Here is an 18994-nt window from a genome sequence, read left to right on the forward strand (position 1 = left end):
TGAAAAAGAGATTTAGTGTATCCAAAAAATGCGTCAATCCGTGGTGGATTCTGTGGGTGGATAGACGACGTTACCGTTTTGTTGCACCTTGACACCCTGGGTGAGCGTGGCTTTGTCGACATGACCCGCCCCCATGATGTGCCACACGCTTACCTGGCGAGCGATCAGGTAATCGCTGACAATCCGCCGGTGACAACGCCACCACACGGCTTCCGAGCACATGATCGCGCAGCGCTGGGCACCGGCCCGCGCCAGCAGCATCTCCAGCCCCTGATGAAAGTCAGGGGTAAGGGCGTAGTCGGCATAGTGATGAAAACTGTCGTTTTCCCAAAAACCGTTCACTTCGCTGGCAACGGTTTTTGATTTTCCACGCAGGCCGCCTAAGGCCTCCAGATGTTCATAATCGATACCATAGGGGGCCAGGGACGCTGGCAAGGTGTCGCGGTTAAACTGGGGGTTGGTGCGCGAGCGCGGTACTGTCCGGATATCCACCAGACGCTCTATCCCGCTGGCCTGCAGCAGCGCTATAAACGCCGGCAGCGGATGCGTCGAGTGGCCGATGGTGTAAATCGTCGTCATGGATCCTGTCCAGTGCTCCAATGACTTCATGGTAGCGCTGATCATAGGGCAGTTGGTTTGCCAGAATGTGACGCCGTGGCGCAGGCTGGGGTCACCCGTCGTTCACACACCACTACCCAGGAAAACAGATGGATAAAATCCGACTCGACAAATGGCTGTGGGCTGCCAGGTTTTATAAAACCCGCAGCTTGGCTGCCCACGAAATCGCAGCTGGCCGCATCCAGGTAAATGGCCAGATCATTGCCAAGCCTGCGCGCGAGGTGGCGGCCGGAGACCGAATCCTGATACGCAAGGTAAGCCAGCGCATCGAGGTTGAGGTACTGGCCGTGAGCGGTGTGCGCGGCCCCGCACCCCAGGCAGCCCTTTTGTACCAGGAAACCCCCGATAGCGCTCTAGCCCGCGAGCGTGCCGCCGAGCAACGGCGCCTGGCGCCAGAGCCTGCGCATGACCTCACAGCCGGGCGTCCCACCAAGCGGGATCGCCGCTTGATCGACCTGGCGCGGGGACGATAGGCGCCTGCGGCGCAAGGCCCATTTTTAACGTTGCTTGCGTTTGTGTCGCAGACAAAATTTGTGCTATAGTTTCGCTTCTTCGCAGTTCCCCGATAGCTCAGTCGGTAGAGCGACGGACTGTTAATCCGCAGGTCCCAGGTTCGAGCCCTGGTCGGGGAGCCAAGAAACACAAGGGTTTCGAATGATTTCGAAGCCCTTTGTTTTTATCGATATGTGCCGGTTTATGTGCCGTTGACGCATATCCAGTAGTTTTGTGCCCGCCTTAGCGCGGGCTTTTTGCTTCAGAAAACCATACATAGGCCTTCACCACCTTATCAGTATGCTCGCGGCGATATCCGCTGGAATACTTCGTTTCCCGCCTGTGGTGTCGCATCGCGCTTCTCCGGCGTGGCCGAAACCGATGTGGCAACATCACCGTTCCTGAGTGACGTGGCGGATCACACAAGCAAACCCGGCCGCTCAGCTTGGCGTCGGGTTCCGATACGCAATCTCACGCAACGCTGCCGTTAGCCTAGATGCCGCAGTGACATACGTCGGTGGATTCCGAACCGGCGACACGAAAACCGGAAATCTGGGAGTGACAGACATCACTCCGTACGAGATCAACGACGTGTGGCGCACGCGCCTGGCCGTGCCGGTGGCCGCGGCCAACTCACCACCCAAGTCGCTATGCAGGTCAGAACCTCATGAGGGATCGGCCAATAATGTGGTGCAACGCTCCTTCAGAAAGGCATGCATTGCGTTGATTGCCGGCGTTAGCTGCGAACGGTGAGCGCAGATCAGGTGCAAGGGCGCGGGCTCGCAACGCGCCGACGGAAACAGCTCCACCAGCCGCCCTGCTTTCAGATCGTTGATAAGATCAAGCCGTGATTTGTAGACTATCCCCTCACCAGCGACGGCCCAGCGCCGAACGACGTCAGCATCGTCACTGACGCGATTTCCTGTAACGGCCACTGTACGTTCGCCTCCCGGCAGGGTAAAGCGCCAGCGTTCATGGATCTGCTCGCTCCATACATATCGAAGGCAATTGTGCTGCCGTAAGTCATCGGGCTTGACGGGTGCTCCATGCCGCGCGATGTAGGACGGTGCAGCACACAATGCGCGCCGGTTTTCTCTCGCCAGAGTCAAGGCCAGCAGTGACGAATCCGGTAGTTCTCCGTAGCGCACGACAGCATCGAGCGGTGCGCGGATGAGGTCGGCTGAGCGGTCACTTATTTTCAGGTGCAGCGACAGGCCAGGGTACAAGTGCTGGAATTCATCCAGCCACGGCAGCAGAAGATTACGCCCAAAGTCGGACGGAGCCGACAGCCGAAGCGGGCCGGACAGTCCGTGTCGTGCGTTTGCCAAGGCATATTCGCCCTGTATCTGAGCGTCCACCAAGAGCCGTGCATGCGGCAGGTAGCGTTCACCGGCTTCTGATAGCTGCATGCTGCGCGTGGAACGCGTAAACAGCCGGGTGTGCAGCGCTTTTTCGAGCCGTTGTACCGAAGCGCTGGCTTGCCCGGGCGCGATGTTTAGCTGGCGTGCCGCTTCCGAAAAGCTTCCGGCATCCGCTGCGCGTACAAAAATCTGAACATCATCAAGCCGGATCATTTTCGTCGATTCGCAGAAAGTATTTTGGTTTTTATGTAGTTTATCTGTGAATCCAGAAAAAATATCATGGAGTCCTCGTATCTCCAAGGCCGTGCTCTTCTGACAGCCTGTCAACTTCCGCCATCACCGATGCAGGAGGCCATCTGCGCGTTTTCGAACGTGCAGACGCTGCCCCCTTTCTGACTGTAGACGTTGCGACCGACAAGGCCCGGACTGCCACCTCGTTTGGCACACCCACACTAACGTTGCAAACCGTACGCTAGGCCGCTGTTACTTCCAGCCCGCGCTGCACCGCTGGACGCGCAAGGCCACGATCAAGCCACGCCTGCACATGAGAAAAGCGGTCGAAGCCGACGAGCTCACGCGCTTCGTAGAAGCCGATGAGGTTGCGTACCCAGCCGAGCAGCGAAATATCGGCGATGCTGTAGTCTGTACCCATCACCCAGTCGCGGCCCGTAAGCCGCTCGTCGAGAACACCGAGCAGCCGCGCTGATTCAGTTACGTAGCGGTTGAGTGGACGCTTGTCTTCGTAGGATTTGCCGGCAAATTTATTGAAAAAGCCTACCTGGCCAAACATCGGCCCAACACCGCCCATCTGCCACATCAACCACTGAATCGTTTCATAGCGCGTGTTGGGATCGGTAGAAAGGAGCTGCCCGGTCTTGTCAGCGAGATAGATCAGAATCGCTCCCGACTCGAACAACACCAGCGGCCGGCCACTTGGTCCATCGGGATCGTAGATCGCTGGAATCTTGCCATTGGGGTTGGCCGCTAGGAAAGCTGGATCATGGCTTTCGTTGGCCATGATGTCGATGCGATGCGGCTCATAGACGAGACCCGTCTCCTCCAGCATGATACCGACCTTCACCCCGTTGGGCGTAGGTAAGGAGAAGAGCTGAAGCCGATCAGGGTACTGTGCTGGCCAGCGCGTAAAAATTGGATGATTGAGCGTCATTTGCTTCCTTTTTGACTGGTCCACCTCATCGCTCCTGAGCGTCGGGCCACGAACCCTTGACAGACGCCAGAAGAAGAGAAAGCGATGCAGCCAGCAGAACAAGATCTTTAAGAAGAAACTGGCCAGGCATGGCTGAAATGGCCGGAAATCCACCAGCCGTCGCTTCCGCTACACCGGGCGTGCTCAGGAAGAAGGTGAGCGTGATCAGGTAGGTTGCAGCCGACATCGCTGCTCCCAATGCGGAAAAAACAGGTTGGAAAGCGCCAAGAATCAGCGCTCCTGCGGTCGACAGTTCAAGCACACCGATCACGTAACTTGCCCCCTGAACCCCAAATAAGGCGTGCAACCAGCTCATGATGGGGCTGTTGGCAATGAACGGAGCGATACCGTTGGCTTCGTAGACAGTGAATTTCATTCCGCCAAACCAAAGAAAGATAATAACCAGAGCCCATCTAAGCAGGGCAAGACTAGTGAGTGATCCAACACTTTTTTCAGCAATTTGTAGACAAAATTGATTTGCACGAGCGGTCATTTTGCGTGTCCCATTCAAGTTGGAGGTGTCTTTTCTTACTCGACGGGAGGAATGTCGACGTTGGCACCGCTGCCGCAGTTGAAGGTATCAGCGGTGGTGCTAGTGGCGGACTTGATGGTGGGTATAGTGATACGGCTCATGATGCAGCTCCTTCATCGGGTAGTTAAGAGCCTGTACTTTATGCCCATCAAACGCCAACTTCGAGACCAGATTTACTCAATAAAATGCTTAAAAGGATCAAAACGGCACGACGGCTTACCGCTGCTACTGATCCTCATGCACCAGGCGGCGCCACTGCCCCGGCGTCATCCCCATTCTGTCGGCAAACACGCGCCGAAATGCCGACACAGATTGATACCCGACAGATTCGGCGACCGCCTCGGTGGTCATCGTTGGCTTTTTTAGCTTGTTGGCGGCCAGGCCCATCCGAATGTCGGTCAACAGTTCGACGGCTGAGCGCCCCAGCTTATCTTGAAAATGCCGCATGAAGGTCGCGCGCGACATACTGCACAAATCAGCCAGATCAAGCAGGTTCCAGGATCGTGCCGGATCGGCAAACATGGCTGAAATAGCCGGAGCCAGTCGGGGATGGCCGGCCAGCGCCAACAAGCCCGCGGGAGCCTGCTCGGATTCGCTTGCCGCTCGCAGTACCAGTGTGAACAGCGCCGAGGAAAGCGCATCAAGGATGGCGCGTCCGCCCACGTTGTCGCCAACAGACTCCATACGCATCAGCCCCACAAGATTGGCCAGATGGCTGGAAGCAGAACGGATGCCGTCTTCATCCTGGTTGTCCGTAGACCGCACCACCAGATCCGTGGGCAGGTAATCGCGAAGCAGCCGATCATGAGGCGACCCGATGAAAAACCGGCCGCACAACATGTCCAGATGCTCGCCCTGGCTGTCGTTCTCGCTGAGTATCCACCCAGCAGAACCTTGTCGATTTTGGGTAAGCCCCGGCGTCTGGCCGCTACCATCGTGCAGCACGTGCGCTGCCCCGTCAGGCAGCAACACGATATCACCGCCGACCAGTTCTCTGGTCTTCCCGGTTTCCGGATCCTCGAGAATAGCCCGGCCCTTGAGCACGACATGGTAAGGAATCTCGTGCGTTGCTGACTTACCCCAGGCCACACGCCATGGCACACCGTAGACGCAACGGGCCTCCAACTGTCCAGTGACAGTGATTATTTTCAGAAGCTGGCTCAGCCAATCGACTTGGGGCATAGGAGGCCAGGCCTTACCGGCCCCGCGCCGAGCCCCTGCCCGTAGGCATGCGGCTATGAACTGACTTCGAGTTTTTGGCCCCTGAATGGCCGCCCATGCCAGGCCAGCGCGCTGGCTTCATTGGGGCTTTGGGGCCTGCCGGCTTCTCAGCCTCGGGTTTGATGTCAACTTGCGCACCGCCTTTCTTTTCCATGGTAATTCATCCTGATCACTGTACAGCTGCATTTTGCGGCCAACGTGACAGCATAGGACAGATATCAAAATAAAGCTTCTTATCTCTTTGACTTGGCCAACAACCCGCTGTCGGGCACGGTTACGTGCTGTAGCGCCTTGCTCAGCAACCTGAGGCAAAATAGCCACGTCCTAAATGAGGCTGTCATGAAAAGAATACTTTCGGTTTGCGCACTGGTCGCCCTGCTTTCCGCCTGTGCGGTGTACACCCCTCGCGGGTCTGTCGTGGTTGATCCCGACCCAGGCTACGGACATGGGGGTTTCTGCCCCCCAGGCCAGGCCATGAAAGGCAATTGCTAAACATTAAAAAGGGCTGGTGGCACTGGCCGCCCAGCACGCCAACAGCCCGCCACACCCCCGGCAGCATGCATTCATCGCAGGTTCATGATTCCGCGCCTATGATGACATCCATCCTATGACACCAAGGCCACAGAATGAGCACGCCGGACTCCCGATACCATCCTTTAATGATGACGATGCATTGGCTGACGCTGGTGCTGCTGATCGCCGTATATGCCCTGATCGAGTTGCGCGGCTGGGTACCCAAAGCCGACCCCTTGCACGACGCCATGAAATCCTGGCACAACATCCTTGGCCTGACCGTGTTTTGCCTGGTGTTCGTGCGCTTGGCTGTACGCAACCTTACCCATACGCCACCTATTCAGCCGCCCATGCCTGTGTGGCAAGATCGGCTGGCGCACGTCATGCATATTGCCCTGTATGTATTTTTGATTGCCATGCCCATACTGGGCTGGTTGACGCTGAGCGCCAAGGGGCGGCCCATCCCCTTTTACGGCTGGGAATGGCCGGCCCTGATCAGTGCCGACAAGCCTCTGGCCCGCACCTTGCAGGATATCCATGAGGTGATCGGCAATATCGGCTACTTTCTGATCGGTCTGCATGCAGTGGCCGCCATCGTGCACCACACGATAATGCACGACAACACCCTGGCCAGAATGCTGCCAGGACGCCGCCGCGCAATATCCTAATCTGGCCTAAAAGGTAGATGCGCAGTGCCCGCCACTGGGCGCCACACCAGAGCCCATCGCAATCAGCGGGGGTTCGGCGTACACATTCACCGGAGCACTGTGCGCCCAGTCCCAAGCAAAAAAGCCCACCATAACAGCCCAAAAGGCCAAAGCCAGAAAGCGGTTATTCATGTGCAGCCTTTTTTTCAGATTGCCCTGCGGCCAGATGACGCACGGGCAAGAGGTAATGAGTAATCATGCGTGGCCCCGGTTTAACTGGTAAACCACCGGCGGCGTACCCGTACGCCGATCAAAGAACCCATAAACGCCATGGGCACCCAAATCCAGCCATGCAGGCTGCCTGTAGAAATACCACTGACCATCGCACCGATATTGCAACCAAACGCCAGACGGGAGCTATATCCCAACAGCAGGCCGGCCACCAGACCAATCATCCATTGGGCTGAGGTCATGGGGCGGCTGTTGGGGCGCGGTTTTCCTGCTGCAATCCATAAGGCACCGGCCAAAATACCTATATTGGTGATGGATGTGACATCCAGAAAGACCGACTGTGTGAGTGTTGCCGTATTGACGGGCTCACTCCAGAAGGCATTGGTGGCGGGATCAAAAAGCTGTGCTGCCGTGGCAATCTTGGCTGCCCACAGACCAAATCCATAGACAATGCCCCAGGGCTGGCCCGCAATAATCAGGTTAAGTACCGCCAGAATGGCCAGCAGCAAGGCACCAATCAGCAGCTTACGATCCCACCAGCGGGTGGTGCGGCCAGTCCAGCGGGTTACCGCTAAACCAACCAGGGCCAAGCCAACCAAGGTAAGCAACAAGGCAGTAGGCGCCCCAAAATGCGCCACCAATCCGTAAGGTGGCAAAGCCCCCAGGGACAGCCATTGCTCGAGTGTGGCAGAGCCCAGGAAACTGCCCAGTGCAAACAAGGGCAAGATAGCCATGTTCATGGGAATGCCCAAACCGGCCTTGTATAAAGTGCCCGAGCCGCAGCCGTCAGCCACCTGCATGCAGCCGCCAAACACAAAGGCGCCTACGATGAGGCTGATGCTGGGTGGCCCCAGAGCAGCCCCCAAGTCAGTGGGAAACGCCGCCAGCAGAGGCATGGAAACGGCCGCCGCGATAGCCAGCAGCACCAGCTGGGCCAGTACACCAGAGGGGTCGCGTTGCTCGATAAGCTTGCGCCAGCCCGTGGTGAAGCCAAACCGCGCGCCGGCCAAAACCGCACCCAGGCCAATACCAACCATAAACAGCAAGGCCTGGCGCAATGCCACCGACCAGGCCAGGAATACCAAAAAGGCGGTGATCGCCACCGCCAAAGGAATACGTTTTGTCATGTGAAAAAAGCCTGCTTAGCTGAAGATCCCTTTGAGCTTGTTCAGGATCTGCTGGCTGCGTCCAGGGACGTTCTCCATGGGGAGGTCGGCATTGTGTGACCATTCTGCCAGAGACTCTGGATACAATCGGACATTTTTTACACCAACAACCTCGGACAGTGCAAACCAGTCTGTGGCCGCCCAGTGGCCGGTATTGCAAAACGAGATGGTTTCGCTAGCCTTGGATTCGGGCAATAGCTGAGCAGCAATCTGACGGGCTTGGTCGGGGGCTACAAAGATGGAGGTGCCTGGTTTGAACCAGCGGCCGTTTTCGACATTGACCGCACCTTTAATAGTGCCTGGCACCTGGGCGGTAGGCGCCTTGACCTTGCCCAGATAAAAATCCAGAGGCCGGGCATCTACCAGCGTGGTGCTGGGATTACCGACCTGTGCAGCCACCTGATCGGTGGTTGCGAGAATGGCGGCATCGGGATGTGCCTGGAAAGTACTGGCTGTAACAGCCGGCACAGATTTGTCTTGCGGCAAACCCGCATCCACCCAAGCTTTCTCGCCGCCATTCAAAATCGACAAATCGGTAAGTCCCAGATATTTGAGCGTCCAGTACACCCGGGCCGAAGCACCAAAATCAGTGCTGTCTGCCCCTGAAGACACCACTATTGCATGCGTATCCTGATCCACGCCCAACGCCTGCACTTGCTTGGTGAACTCATCAACCGAGCGCAACTGACCAGGGTTATTGGCCGGGCCACGCCACTGAGCATAAGGAGCAGAGACCGCGCCCGGGATATGGCCAGCCGCATAGGCATCCGGTGGCCGGATATCGATAACCCGAACATCCGCTTGCTGATGCAGGGAGTTGAGTTCGGTGGGGGTCAGCAAAGGCTGGACAGCCCAGGCACTGGACACCGATGCCAAGGCAAGCGCGGCACCACCAAAGACAGCAGACAGGATATTCATGAGAACACCACGAAAAATGAGATTAGGGAGCTATTGTCCCAGATTTGTTCGGTCAGACAGCGATACCTATAAAACCAGAAGTTATTTAGGCACGTAAAAGCCCGCCCATGTTGGCAGGCACGTGCTGGATGATGGCAGCCGCGCTCTCGGTGGCGGTTGCCAAGGCATCCTGCGCCGCAGCACCCTCTGCCCAGGCATGCACAAACGCCGAGGCAAATGCATCGCCCGCCCCAATGGTAGACACCGCCTCCACCGGCCGGGCAGCATGGAAATGGCTTGCCTCGCCATCAAAGAAAACAGCCCCCGCAGCGCCAAGCGTCAGGAGAATTGCTTGCCCCGGATGCCGCACCAGACGGCGTGCCAGTGCCTGGGCAATCTGTGGCGACGGCGCATCTGTGCGAATAGTGTCGTCGGCCAGCAACTTGGCTGCCTCGTGCGCGTTGACACACAGAAGATCCGCCTGATCCCACAAGCCATGCAGGGCCTGGGGATCGGACAGCTGACGGGCGCCCGGTGTGACGACCAGCCGAAACGGCCGGCGGCTGATGGCCGACAAGGCATTTTGCAGCCAGACCTGTGACTTCAGCGAGAGCCCCGTGACATACACCACGTCGGCCTGATCCAGGCCCGCAAAGCCATGCTCACCCACCCATGCACTGGCCCCACGCTGGGCATACGCACGTGCTGCCCCGGTGTCATCAATCATGACCACCGCCTTGCCTGTGGGCAGATGATGCGGCGGAATGGCTGCACGAATCCCGTGTCGCTGGAGCAGGTCGCGGATCAGGCCGCCTTCAAGATCTTGTCCCACACACGCGTGCACGGTAACCCGTGCACCACGGGAAGCCACGTTAAGCGCCGCATTGACCGCCCCACCCCCGGCATACAGGCCGATATGCTCGACATCCTGCTTGGCACCCAGCATCGGATGCACGCGCGACACGACGATATCGACAATCGCCGCCCCGATGGTGATGAATTGCAGCATGAGGGTCCTGGTGAGTGCAAAAAGCAGCCCCGGCATGCGCAGCAAAGCAACGCCTGCCGGGGTGCAGATATTTACAGCAAGCCGTCGAAATCGCCGGCGGCGTGGCGTTCGCGCAAGCAGCCCTCGGAGGTGCGGTTAACGAGACGACCGCGTTGCACGGCCGGGCGTTGGGCAATTTGATCCGCCCAGCGCCGGACATGCTGGTAGTCTTGCACCGAGAGGAATTCGCCTGCACCATAGACATCACCTTGCACCAGGCTGCCGTACCAGGGCCAGATCGCAATGTCCGCAATGGTGTAGTCATCGCCCGCGATATAGGCCTGCTGGGCCAGACGTTGATCTAGCACATCCAGCTGGCGCTTGGTTTCCATGGCAAAGCGGTTGATGGCGTATTCAATCTTGAATGGTGCATACGCATAAAAGTGGCCAAAGCCACCTCCCAGATAGGGGGCGCTGCCCACCTGCCAAAAGAGCCAGGACAGACACCGAGCCCGGGCTGCTGGCGCGGTAGGCAAAAGCACTGAGAATTTCTCGGCCAGGTATTGCAGGATGGCACCAGATTCAAACACCGGGATGGGCTCATCGCCACTGTGATCCACCAGCGCCGGGATCTTGGAGTTTGGATTGATCGCGACAAAGCCGCTGCCAAATTGGTCGCCCTCGCCAATACGAATCAGCCAGGCATCGTACTCGGCCCCCGCATGGCCCGCCGCCAGCAGCTCTTCGAGCATGATGGTGACCTTGATGCCATTGGGTGTGCCCTGCGAATACAGCTGCAAAGGGTGTTTACCAAGGGGCAGCGGCTGGTCATGCGTGGGCCCCGACACCGGGCGATTGATGCTGGCGAAACGCCCACCACTAGGTTGATCCCAGGTCCAGACTTTGGGGGGGACGTACTCGGACAACTGACTCATGAACAGACTCCTGTGTGATCATCGATATCAGGCATTATCTTGCCTCAATAATGCGGCGGGCGCTCTTCTTGCAGATTGCGCACGCCCGAGCCACCATCGGTACCCTGCTGCTGTCGCAGCATCACCAGCTCTTGCGCCAGAACCTCGATTTGCTGCTGTTGGCGAAACACCGTAGTGTTCAGTTGATCGAGAAGATCATCGGCCTCAATGGCTTTCAGTTCGAGTTCGATCAAGCGTTTTTCCAACGCCGACGGGTCTGTCATGGTGTGCTTCCTTGAGAATCAATATTCGGCCTCTGCTGCTTCAGCCACCAGAAAATCAGCCAGCAAGCCGGCCATCACCTGGGTAGCGCCTTTAAGGTCGCTGAGCATCACGTGCTCGTCGGCCTGTTTGGCACCCGACTCAAGCACGGTGCGGGGCCCCGCACCATACATGACGGTGGGAATCCCATGCTCGGCATACAGACGTGCATCGGCATACAAAGGCGTGCCGACAGCGGCAATGGCTTCATTAAACACCGTTTGCGCATGAGCCTGCAGGCTGGCCACCAGTTTCTCGTGTCCCGGCAAGGGGCGCAAGGCCCGCGCCAGCAGCAGGCGCCGGATGGACACCGTGATGCCTGGCAGGCCTGCAACCGCCTGTTGTACAAAATCGCGCACCTGGGCTTCTACCTGTGTGGGATCTTCTTCGGGGATCATCCGGCGATCCATTTTCAACACCACGCGCCCAGGCACCACATTGGTATTGGTGCCGCCGTCGATTTTTCCGATGATCAGCGTGGGATGGCTAATACCGTCAATGGAGGAATGCACGGCCTCCAGTGCCTGCGCCTGCTGATAGGTTTCCATCAGGATGCGGCTTGCCGCCTGCAAGGCATCATGCCCGGTTTTGGGGGCAGAACCATGGGTTGCCTTGCCATTGACGGTAATTTCAAACTGCAGGCAACCATTGTGTGCCGTCACCACGGCATGGCTGAAACTGGCACAGATCGCATAATCGGGCCGGCTCAGGCCCTGCGCCAGCAACCAGCCGGGGCCTTTGAGCCCACCAAACTCTTCGTCGTAGGTAAAGTGCAGCTCTACTGCACCCCGTAGCGGCAAGCCGCTGGCCTCGAGCGCGCGAACCGCGTGGAGATAGGTGGTGAAATCGCTTTTGGACACAGCGGATGCGCGTCCATACAGGCGCCCGTCCACCACGGCGCCACCATAGGGGTCGTGCGTCCAGCCATCCCCCGGAGGCACCACATCGCCATGAGCGTTCAGGGCAATCACCGGGCCACCGGATGCATACTGGCGGCGGATGACCAGGTTGGTAATGGAGCGCATGCCATAGGCCTGCACTTCATCAGCCGGCACGCTGTGGCGCTCTGCCTGCCAGCCCCAAGCCGCCACCACATCGGCCACCGCCTCTGCGTGGCGCGCCGTGTCGCCCGGCGGCGTATCCGTCGGGATGGCCACCAGGCGCTGCAGCAAGGAGACCTGCTCATCAAAATGTTCATCCACCCAGTTGCGCAAACGCGCATCAAAGGCCCGGGGAGCGTTGGTGAGGGGTCTCATCCTTCTGCCTTCCTCAGCGAGCCAAACGGCCCCAGATGCGCACGCGGCTGATGCCGCCGTCCGGGAACATATTGACGCGCACATGGGAGACCGGCCCAACGGGATTCAGGGCGCCGGCCTCGTAGAAATGCTGCTTGTCCATCTCGGTTTTCTGCTCGCCCAGGATCTCCGGCCAGAACATGGCCTGAGTAATCAGCGACTGGTCGGTAGACTCTTGCACCAATGCGCCCTGCACCGAGACGCGGTCGGGGTAATTGCCCTTGAAGTGAGCCGTATCGATTTCGATCTTCTCGACAGCCACCGGATGGCCGAGCTCGATAATGACCCAATCATTGCCTGGTTCACGACGACGGCGGGTTTCCCAGCCATCACCCATGTTCGCGCCGCGTCCCGGTGTGAGCAAGGGCATGGGCGAGCCAAAGTGCGAGTCGTTGTAGGCCACGATGCGCCCGCCATTGGCCAGTGCCGATACTTCGTAAAGCTGCGAAGGATCCTTTTTATCCCAGTTGCAGGCTGGTTGGCCGTAGACACGCAAGCGGGCCACGCCGCCGTCCGGAAAGATGTTCAGGCGAAGATGTGTCCAGACACCGTCGTTGTCGATCTCGACGAAATGATGGGAGTTTCCTTGCAGCGATTTGGCCGGCACAATTTCAACCCATTGGGTTTGTTCGGTGGGCTCGCCCTCGCAGTGGGCCACCTGGATGGAGGCTGCCGGCGGGAAATTGCCCGTGAAATGGCTGGTGTTGATATCCAGCCCCTTGATGGTGCCGGGCAGCCCCAGTTTCACGATGGCGGTGTCGTGGCCACCATTGCGGCGGCGACGGGTTTCCCAACCGTCCATCCATTTGCCATGGTCGTCGAACTTGCCAACGATGAACACCGGCTCGGCATCCTGCAGCATACGCGGGGCGCCGGCAAAAAACTCATCAGTGCACGACAGCACCTTGGCACCCAGTTGCTCGCTGAGCAAATTGGGATAGCGGGACGCAAAAACGGGCAGATCAGCAGCAGGGGCGTCGATTACAGTACCGACGGGCAGATTGGAAGATGCCATGGAAATACGCTCCAGATTCAGAAAAAAACCGTCCGGAGCAGCCTCCGGGCGGTTGGGCGCCGGGCAACAAACGCCCGGCGGAAAACTTACTTTTGGGTGTAAGGGTGCGTCTTGACCCAATGACGGGCAACGTCCGCCCGGGTGGCAACCCAGACACGATCATGCTGCTGGATGTGATCCAGGAAACGCTGCAGGCCGGCAAAACGCGCCGGGCGGCCGGTAAGACGGCAATGCAGGCCCACGGACATCATCTTGGGCGAGGTTTCCCCTTCGGCATACAGCACGTCAAAAGCATCGCGCAAATAATGGAAGAAGTGGTCGCCTGTATTAAAGCCTTGTGGCGACGCAAACCGCATGTCGTTGGTGTCCAGGGTGTAAGGCACCATCAACTGCGGATGCGTGCGGCCATTGCCCAGATCCACTTCCGTCCAGAAAGGCAGATCATCACCGTAGTAGTCGGCGTCGTACAGAAACTTGCCTTCTTCAGCCACAAGCCTGAGGGTATTGGGGCTGTCACGTCCGGTATACCAACCGTCGGGGTGGCGCCCCAGCAGCCGGGTAACCACCTCGATGCAGCGCTGCATATGCTCGCGCTCGACATCCTCGGACACGTCCTGGTAATGAATCCACCGGTACCCGTGACAGGCCACTTCATGCCCCAACTCGACAAACGCGCGGGCAACCTCGGGGTTGCGCTCAAGCGCCATCCCCACGCCAAACACGGTCAGTGGCAGGCCGCGCCGCTCGAATTCGCGCAGGATGCGCCATACGCCAGCACGTGAGCCGTACTCGTAGATCGATTCCATCGACAGATGGCGCGCCGGGTAGGCCGCTGCCCCGATGATTTCGGACAAAAACTGCTCGGAGGCCGCATCGCCATTGAGCACACAGTTTTCGCCACCCTCTTCGTAGTTCATGACAAACTGCACGGCAACACGCGCCTGCCCCGGCCAATTGGCCTGGGGTGGCGTACGGCCGTAGCCAATCAGATCGCGTGGATAATGAAGGTCTGTCATCAAAGGTCTCCAGAAAATAAGGATCGGTGCGATATCCGGCCAAACGGTATCAGCGCCGCACACTAAAGGCGGACCACGGATCAGCCGCCTCATCCGAGGGGGCTTCCATCCGGTGTTCGCAATCCTGCAAATGGTGATCCATAGCTGCACGCGCACTGCTCGCGTCGCGCTGGCGGATGTGATTCAGGATGTCACGGTGCTCGACATACGAGCACGCGCTGCCCTCGGGCCCATCGCCCAGGGCAATGATGAGCGTGGTCCGGGCACACAGGCCGGACAGCATCTCGGTAAGCACCTGGTTATCCAGCACCCGGGCCAGCTCGACGTGAAAGGCATTGGACAGACGCAACCAGCTGATGCGGTCGCCATGCTCGTAGGCTTGCTGCTCGCGCGCCACCATGTCATCCAGCGCCTGCAAACGGGTATCCAGATCCTCCAGCACCACCAGTTGGTCGATGGTCAGGCGTTCGAGGGCCCGGCGCATGGCAAACACATCGCGGACTTCTTTGGGGGCCGCCTGCCACACATAAGCCCCGCGATTGGGCTCGATCATCACGATCTTGTCATGCGCCAACTGTGCCAGGGCCGCCCGCACTGTGCCGCGTGAACAATCAAAAATCGAACACAAGGTGGCTTCTGTGAGCTTGGCGCCAGGCAAGAGGCGCCGATCCATCGCCGCATCGAAAATCTCATCGTAGACACGCTGTGTCTCTGACGGGTTGCTGGTTGCCTTGGGCGCACGCAATGACGACGCCCGAGGGGCCTGCAGATCGGCGGAGCCATGAAGAAGAGGTTTCAACTGAAGCATGAACGTGCGGTTAAAGTAGGGATGATCAACACAACATGATCAACAAAAATTGTTGACAATTGTGGCGGATCACGCGAGAATCGTCAACACAAATTGTTGACAATGTGTCGGGTGCTGCGTTTTGCCGTATGACAAGGCCAGTCCGACGTAAACCGTCCTGTTCCGTCCGGCCTCTGGCCGGGCGCGCACTGACAGGCTCTACCGCCGCACATGGCAAGGGTTGTCAGGATGGCCATACCGGGGGCCCACTGACAGGACACTGACCGGGGATCAATCTCATGGGAAAACTTTCCACCCATGTCCTGGACACCGTGCACGGTGTACCGGCTCAGGGCGTCGCCCTGGAACTCTATCGCCTCGAGGGCGAAAAACGCACCTTACTGACTCAGACAGCCACCAACCATGACGGACGCTGCGACGCGCCGTTGCTAAGCGGTGACGCCCTTGTCAAAGGCACCTATGAGCTTGTCTTCCATGCGGGAGACTACTTTGCGGGCAAAGGCATTGCATTGCCGGAACCGCGCTTCGTGGACGTGGTGGTGCTTCGGTTTGGTATTGCCAAACCAGAGCAAAACTATCACGTCCCGCTGGTGGTGACGCCTTGGACATGGTCCACCTACCGCGGCAGTTAAACACCTCCGCGCGCACACATCAAAACCCAATATAAAAATAGAGGAGACCTCGTCATGGAAGGTTTTTTTCTGGAATACGGCAATTTGCTGCTGCGCTGGCTGCACGTCATCGCAGCAATCGCCTGGATTGGCGAATCGATTTACTTTGTGATGCTGGACCTAAGCCTGCACGCCCCAAAGGGCGAACACAGCAAGAAGCTGGGTGTCTACGGAGAACTTTGGGCCGTGCACGGTGGCGGCTTCTATCACAATCAGAAATACCTCACCAACCCGGCCGAGCTCCCCGACGACCTGCATTGGTCGTTCTGGAAGGCGTACACCACCTGGCTGTCCGGCTTCGGGCTGTTCATGCTGTTGTATCTGTTGAAAGCCGATATCTATCTGGTAAACCCCGCCAGTCCCTGGGAATGGGCCCGCAACATGAGCGGCTTTGAGGCCGGCATCCTGGCTGTGCTGTTTTTGGTGATTGGCTACAACGTGTATTCGCGCTTGTGCCGCATCATCAGCCCCACTGTTAACCACGATGGGTGGCTGAGTGCCGCTGTGGGCGTGATGATGGTAATTGTTGCCTGGCTGACCTCGCAGATTTTCCCGGGCCGGGCTGCGTTTTTGATTACCGGCGCCCTAATGGCCACCTGCATGTCGGCCAACGTATTTTTCTGGATCATCCCCGGGCAGCGGCGTATGGTCAAAGCCTTGAAAACGGGCGGAAAACCCAACCCGCTGGACGGGGCCTGGGGTAAACAGCGCTCGGTGCACAACACGTACTTCACCCTGCCGGTGATTTTCCTGATGCTCAGCAACCACTATTCGTTTACTTACTCAAACGAATACGCCTGGGTCATCATGACGCTGTTCATTTTTGCCGGCGCGGTGATCCGCCAGTACTTTGTGCTGCGCCACCTGGGCAAAAACGACCTGCGCTATCCGGCTGTTGGCATCGTGTTGCTGGCACTGATTGGCTGGATTGCAGCACCCTCGCCCGCACCGGCACCCATACCGCTGGCCGCCGCCACAAGCCAGGCGGGCAGCACGACAGCCAGCGCGGCAAGCACTACAGGCGTATCCATCGAACAAGTACACGGGATCATCCAGGCGCGTTGTGTTGAATGCCACTCGGCCAAACCCACGCAGCCTGGTTTTGCTGCAGCACCCGCCGGCATCATGCTGGACACCAACGCAGAGACCTTGCAACACGCTGCGCAGATCAAGCAGGTGGTGGCCAACAAATACATGCCACTGGCCAACCTCACCAAAATGACGGACGAAGAACGCGCCGTGATTGCGGCCTGGAGCGGTCAATAAGCAAGGCCTGGCTTTAAGCAGCCAGGCGGCATCACAACAGGGCGGCTTGTTTAAGCTGCCCTGCTTTTTGGTGCTTTGGTTTTAACCCGGATGGCATACCACACCCTGGCTCAAGCCCTCGGGCGCCATGACTGAGCCGGTTTCGGCCACCAGCACAGGCTGGTAGCCAATCCCGCAGTTGCAAGCACCTGTGTTTGGGTTGACCGTACTGGCACCTGTCTGGCTGACGCAGCCTCTGCGGCTGTTAAACAGATAGCCGCCACCAGCAGGCCGGGCCAGCGGCTGCCACTGGCCCTGCAAACAGATCAAGAGCCCCGGGTACATGCCGTTGCGACCGATCAGGTTCTCTGTGCCACAACCACCATATCGAATCCACCCCTGATCAAGCCGCAGGCCTTGCGCGGCCTGCAAGGTGGTATTGCTGCGTACCCTGCCCTGCACCGTGACATCACCCTGAAAATCGGGATCACGCTCATCCCGTACGCGCAAAAAATCGTCTGTGTTGACGGGAGAATCTATATCGGGAGGGGTTTCAGCCACAGCACTGCCGGCTTGTGCAGACAATAAGGCCACCGTACCCGGCTGCCATCCTGCCCCGACAGGCACAGGCACGCGCACCCCGGACCCGCTCAGCCAATCGCCGGCATGCGGCCAGACCACCAGGCCACGGCCACGAGCAGCCAGCAGCCACTCGGCCACCAAGGAGCGATCCACCTGCCCGTGCTTGTCCTGCAAGGCGGGCTGAGCCACCACCAGGGCCTGCAAAGTGCACGGAGCCAATGGGCAACTGCCTGTGCGACTTGCTTGCCAGACCAGCTGTTGGCGCAGGGGCCCAGCCGATTGCCAATGCGCGGGCAGCAAACCGGCTGCCTGCAGCTCTGGCACACTGGGTGCCTGCCAGTTGGCAAACCCTTCCGAGGCCATGACAGCCTCTACATCCGCCTGCTTGAGCGAATGCTGGTAGCGCTGCAGATAGCCGTCGGCCGCTACCCGGGCGGTTTCCATCCACACCGCCAGTGCCTGCGCCTGCAAGGCACGGGAGCGCTGCACCCACTCGTGCGTTGCCCAGATGCTGAGCACCAGGGCGATGGCGGCCACCACCATGAATTCGAGCAACAGTGAACCCTGCTGGTGCCTGCCAGCAATAGACGCCGTCATACGCAAGGCTACCCGCCAACGGGCTGCTAAAGGCCAGGACAGCTTGCCGCCGCAACTTAAATCAGCGCGCATAAAACACAAACTGATTGGTGTCCCCACGACTGCAGTGAGACTCGGCGGTGAGCGCACTGTATGGTGTGGTGGCATCCTTGACGGTAATGGCCGCGCCTCCCTGGTTGCTGACTGTGATGCGATCAGCGACACGCTGCAGCACCGATGCAATCGAAGGGCACGCCACATGATTGACCGCCTGCAGACGCAACAGAAACCCGGCACCCGCTTCATCGGGCTCGACCTCGATCGCCCCTGTGCCCAGACCGTGCAGCACGGCACCATCGCTGGCCCGTGTGAGCACGCTGGAATCTGCCACCATCGAAACCAGATTGGCGTTGCTGATCTGACTATAGGGCGGGTCTCCAGCCGTGCTGGCATTGATGCGGGTCTGCATCATGAAACGGGCCAGCTCCTGGCCAACCTTGGGCACCTTGTTCTCCAGCACATAGCTGCCGATCGCCGGAATGCCAATGACTGCAATCAGGAGCACGATGGCAGTCACAATCGAGACTTCGATCAGGGAAAAGCCCTGCTGTGAATGCCGCGTGTCTTTGCCTGCAGAAAATCGACGAAGATGAAGAAAATGATTACGCATGGTGTCTC

Annotated in this window: 21 protein-coding genes and 1 tRNA gene; 6 read left to right on the plus strand and 16 right to left on the minus strand. The window is 58.8% G+C overall.

What is annotated here, in order from left to right; genetic code table 11:
• Positions 1 to 33: 33 nt before the first annotated feature.
• On the minus strand, positions 34 to 579 hold the full coding sequence (locus WA928_RS05760) for a DUF488 family protein (RefSeq protein WP_424300717.1): 546 nt from the start codon (positions 577 to 579) through the stop codon (positions 34 to 36).
• 128 nt (positions 580 to 707) lie between these two features.
• Here WA928_RS05760 and WA928_RS05765 point away from each other — a divergent pair, with 128 nt between their 5' ends.
• On the plus strand, positions 708 to 1091 hold the full coding sequence (locus tag WA928_RS05765; protein ID WP_424300720.1) for an RNA-binding S4 domain-containing protein: 384 nt from the start codon (positions 708 to 710) through the stop codon (positions 1089 to 1091).
• Between the two features lie 86 nt (positions 1092 to 1177).
• Positions 1178 to 1253, plus strand: a tRNA-Asn gene (locus WA928_RS05770).
• 522 nt (positions 1254 to 1775) lie between these two features.
• Here the strand turns inward: WA928_RS05770 and WA928_RS05775 are convergent.
• The gene (locus WA928_RS05775) at positions 1776 to 2684 is read right to left on the minus strand and encodes a LysR substrate-binding domain-containing protein (protein ID WP_424301169.1); all 909 of its coding nucleotides are present in this window, start codon (positions 2682 to 2684) and stop codon (positions 1776 to 1778) included.
• A 122-nt stretch (positions 2685 to 2806) separates the two neighbouring features.
• On the opposite strand from WA928_RS05775, the gene WA928_RS05780 reads away from it, so the two are divergent.
• A complete protein-coding gene (locus tag WA928_RS05780) occupies positions 2807 to 2947 on the plus strand; it encodes a heme-binding protein (RefSeq protein ID WP_424301172.1) in 141 nt (46 codons plus the stop codon).
• On the opposite strand, the gene WA928_RS05785 is transcribed toward WA928_RS05780, so the two are convergent.
• From WA928_RS05785 to WA928_RS05795, 3 genes are all read right to left on the minus strand, one after another.
• Positions 2944 to 3639, minus strand: coding sequence for a glutathione S-transferase N-terminal domain-containing protein (locus WA928_RS05785; RefSeq protein ID WP_424300723.1), 696 nt, complete (start codon positions 3637 to 3639; stop codon positions 2944 to 2946). The genes WA928_RS05780 and WA928_RS05785 overlap by 4 nt on opposite strands.
• Positions 3640 to 3664: 25 nt before the next feature.
• Positions 3665 to 4171: a YkgB family protein gene (locus WA928_RS05790; protein WP_424300726.1), complete on the minus strand. Its 507-nt coding sequence runs from the start codon at positions 4169 to 4171 to the stop codon at positions 3665 to 3667.
• 264 nt (positions 4172 to 4435) lie between these two features.
• Positions 4436 to 5392 carry a cupin domain-containing protein gene (locus tag WA928_RS05795; protein WP_424300729.1) on the minus strand — a complete coding sequence of 319 codons (957 nt, stop codon included), beginning with the start codon at positions 5390 to 5392 and terminating at the stop codon, positions 4436 to 4438.
• 665 nt (positions 5393 to 6057) lie between these two features.
• On the opposite strand from WA928_RS05795, the gene WA928_RS05800 reads away from it, so the two are divergent.
• Positions 6058 to 6612, plus strand: a complete 555-nt coding sequence (locus WA928_RS05800) for a cytochrome b (RefSeq protein ID WP_424300732.1) — start codon at positions 6058 to 6060, stop codon at positions 6610 to 6612.
• Positions 6613 to 6863: 251 nt separating this feature from the next.
• Here the strand turns inward: WA928_RS05800 and WA928_RS05805 are convergent, their stop codons facing one another.
• The 9 genes from WA928_RS05805 to WA928_RS05845 form a co-directional block, all read right to left on the minus strand.
• A complete protein-coding gene (locus WA928_RS05805; protein ID WP_424300735.1) occupies positions 6864 to 7949 on the minus strand; it encodes a YeeE/YedE thiosulfate transporter family protein in 1086 nt (361 codons plus the stop codon).
• Positions 7950 to 7964: 15 nt separating this feature from the next.
• Positions 7965 to 8906, minus strand: coding sequence for a sulfurtransferase (locus WA928_RS05810; protein ID WP_424300738.1), 942 nt, complete (start codon positions 8904 to 8906; stop codon positions 7965 to 7967).
• An 85-nt stretch (positions 8907 to 8991) separates the two neighbouring features.
• Positions 8992 to 9894: a carbohydrate kinase family protein gene (locus tag WA928_RS05815; protein WP_424300741.1), complete on the minus strand. Its 903-nt coding sequence runs from the start codon at positions 9892 to 9894 to the stop codon at positions 8992 to 8994.
• 71 nt (positions 9895 to 9965) lie between these two features.
• The gene (yghU, locus tag WA928_RS05820; RefSeq protein WP_424300744.1) at positions 9966 to 10808 is read right to left on the minus strand and encodes a glutathione-dependent disulfide-bond oxidoreductase; all 843 of its coding nucleotides are present in this window, start codon (positions 10806 to 10808) and stop codon (positions 9966 to 9968) included.
• 44 nt (positions 10809 to 10852) lie between these two features.
• On the minus strand, positions 10853 to 11071 hold the full coding sequence (locus WA928_RS05825) for a SlyX family protein (protein ID WP_424300747.1): 219 nt from the start codon (positions 11069 to 11071) through the stop codon (positions 10853 to 10855).
• An 18-nt stretch (positions 11072 to 11089) separates the two neighbouring features.
• Positions 11090 to 12364, minus strand: a complete 1275-nt coding sequence (locus WA928_RS05830) for a M20/M25/M40 family metallo-hydrolase (RefSeq protein WP_424300750.1) — start codon at positions 12362 to 12364, stop codon at positions 11090 to 11092.
• 13 nt (positions 12365 to 12377) lie between these two features.
• A complete protein-coding gene (gene alc, locus WA928_RS05835; RefSeq protein WP_424300753.1) occupies positions 12378 to 13418 on the minus strand; it encodes an allantoicase in 1041 nt (346 codons plus the stop codon).
• 86 nt (positions 13419 to 13504) lie between these two features.
• A complete protein-coding gene (gene puuE / locus WA928_RS05840) occupies positions 13505 to 14434 on the minus strand; it encodes an allantoinase PuuE (protein WP_424300756.1) in 930 nt (309 codons plus the stop codon).
• A gap of 49 nt (positions 14435 to 14483) precedes the next feature.
• A complete protein-coding gene (locus WA928_RS05845; protein WP_424300759.1) occupies positions 14484 to 15242 on the minus strand; it encodes a GntR family transcriptional regulator in 759 nt (252 codons plus the stop codon).
• Positions 15243 to 15520: 278 nt separating this feature from the next.
• On the opposite strand from WA928_RS05845, the gene uraH reads away from it, so the two are divergent.
• The gene (gene uraH, locus WA928_RS05850) at positions 15521 to 15874 is read left to right on the plus strand and encodes a hydroxyisourate hydrolase (protein WP_424300762.1); all 354 of its coding nucleotides are present in this window, start codon (positions 15521 to 15523) and stop codon (positions 15872 to 15874) included.
• Positions 15875 to 15928: 54 nt separating this feature from the next.
• Entirely contained in the window at positions 15929 to 17179 is a 1251-nt protein-coding gene (locus WA928_RS05855; RefSeq protein ID WP_424300765.1) for a urate hydroxylase PuuD, read from the plus strand.
• An 81-nt stretch (positions 17180 to 17260) separates the two neighbouring features.
• Here WA928_RS05855 and WA928_RS05860 read toward each other — a convergent pair whose 3' ends face one another.
• The gene (locus tag WA928_RS05860; RefSeq protein ID WP_424300768.1) at positions 17261 to 18337 is read right to left on the minus strand and encodes a hypothetical protein; all 1077 of its coding nucleotides are present in this window, start codon (positions 18335 to 18337) and stop codon (positions 17261 to 17263) included.
• Between the two features lie 61 nt (positions 18338 to 18398).
• The gene (locus WA928_RS05865; protein WP_424300771.1) at positions 18399 to 18986 is read right to left on the minus strand and encodes a type 4 pilus major pilin; all 588 of its coding nucleotides are present in this window, start codon (positions 18984 to 18986) and stop codon (positions 18399 to 18401) included.
• Positions 18987 to 18994: the final 8 nt, after the last annotated feature.

Source organism: Castellaniella sp., from assembly GCF_049651205.1.
In the GTDB taxonomy this organism is placed as follows: domain Bacteria; phylum Pseudomonadota; class Gammaproteobacteria; order Burkholderiales; family Burkholderiaceae_B; genus Castellaniella.

Coding starts and splice junctions, on each gene's coding strand:
- WA928_RS05760 (WP_424300717.1), bottom strand. CDS start 579: ATGACGACGATTTACACCATCGGCCACTCGACGCATCCGCTGCCGGCG.
- WA928_RS05765 (WP_424300720.1), top strand. CDS start 708: ATGGATAAAATCCGACTCGACAAATGGCTGTGGGCTGCCAGGTTTTAT.
- WA928_RS05775 (WP_424301169.1), bottom strand. CDS start 2,684: ATGATCCGGCTTGATGATGTTCAGATTTTTGTACGCGCAGCGGATGCC.
- WA928_RS05785 (WP_424300723.1), bottom strand. CDS start 3,639: ATGACGCTCAATCATCCAATTTTTACGCGCTGGCCAGCACAGTACCCT.
- WA928_RS05790 (WP_424300726.1), bottom strand. CDS start 4,171: ATGACCGCTCGTGCAAATCAATTTTGTCTACAAATTGCTGAAAAAAGT.
- WA928_RS05795 (WP_424300729.1), bottom strand. CDS start 5,392: ATGCCCCAAGTCGATTGGCTGAGCCAGCTTCTGAAAATAATCACTGTC.
- WA928_RS05800 (WP_424300732.1), top strand. CDS start 6,058: ATGAGCACGCCGGACTCCCGATACCATCCTTTAATGATGACGATGCAT.
- WA928_RS05805 (WP_424300735.1), bottom strand. CDS start 7,949: ATGACAAAACGTATTCCTTTGGCGGTGGCGATCACCGCCTTTTTGGTA.
- WA928_RS05810 (WP_424300738.1), bottom strand. CDS start 8,906: ATGAATATCCTGTCTGCTGTCTTTGGTGGTGCCGCGCTTGCCTTGGCA.
- WA928_RS05815 (WP_424300741.1), bottom strand. CDS start 9,894: ATGCTGCAATTCATCACCATCGGGGCGGCGATTGTCGATATCGTCGTG.
- yghU (WP_424300744.1), bottom strand. CDS start 10,808: ATGAGTCAGTTGTCCGAGTACGTCCCCCCCAAAGTCTGGACCTGGGAT.
- WA928_RS05825 (WP_424300747.1), bottom strand. CDS start 11,071: ATGACAGACCCGTCGGCGTTGGAAAAACGCTTGATCGAACTCGAACTG.
- WA928_RS05830 (WP_424300750.1), bottom strand. CDS start 12,364: ATGAGACCCCTCACCAACGCTCCCCGGGCCTTTGATGCGCGTTTGCGC.
- alc (WP_424300753.1), bottom strand. CDS start 13,418: ATGGCATCTTCCAATCTGCCCGTCGGTACTGTAATCGACGCCCCTGCT.
- puuE (WP_424300756.1), bottom strand. CDS start 14,434: ATGACAGACCTTCATTATCCACGCGATCTGATTGGCTACGGCCGTACG.
- WA928_RS05845 (WP_424300759.1), bottom strand. CDS start 15,242: ATGCTTCAGTTGAAACCTCTTCTTCATGGCTCCGCCGATCTGCAGGCC.
- uraH (WP_424300762.1), top strand. CDS start 15,521: ATGGGAAAACTTTCCACCCATGTCCTGGACACCGTGCACGGTGTACCG.
- WA928_RS05855 (WP_424300765.1), top strand. CDS start 15,929: ATGGAAGGTTTTTTTCTGGAATACGGCAATTTGCTGCTGCGCTGGCTG.
- WA928_RS05860 (WP_424300768.1), bottom strand. CDS start 18,337: ATGACGGCGTCTATTGCTGGCAGGCACCAGCAGGGTTCACTGTTGCTC.
- WA928_RS05865 (WP_424300771.1), bottom strand. CDS start 18,986: ATGCGTAATCATTTTCTTCATCTTCGTCGATTTTCTGCAGGCAAAGAC.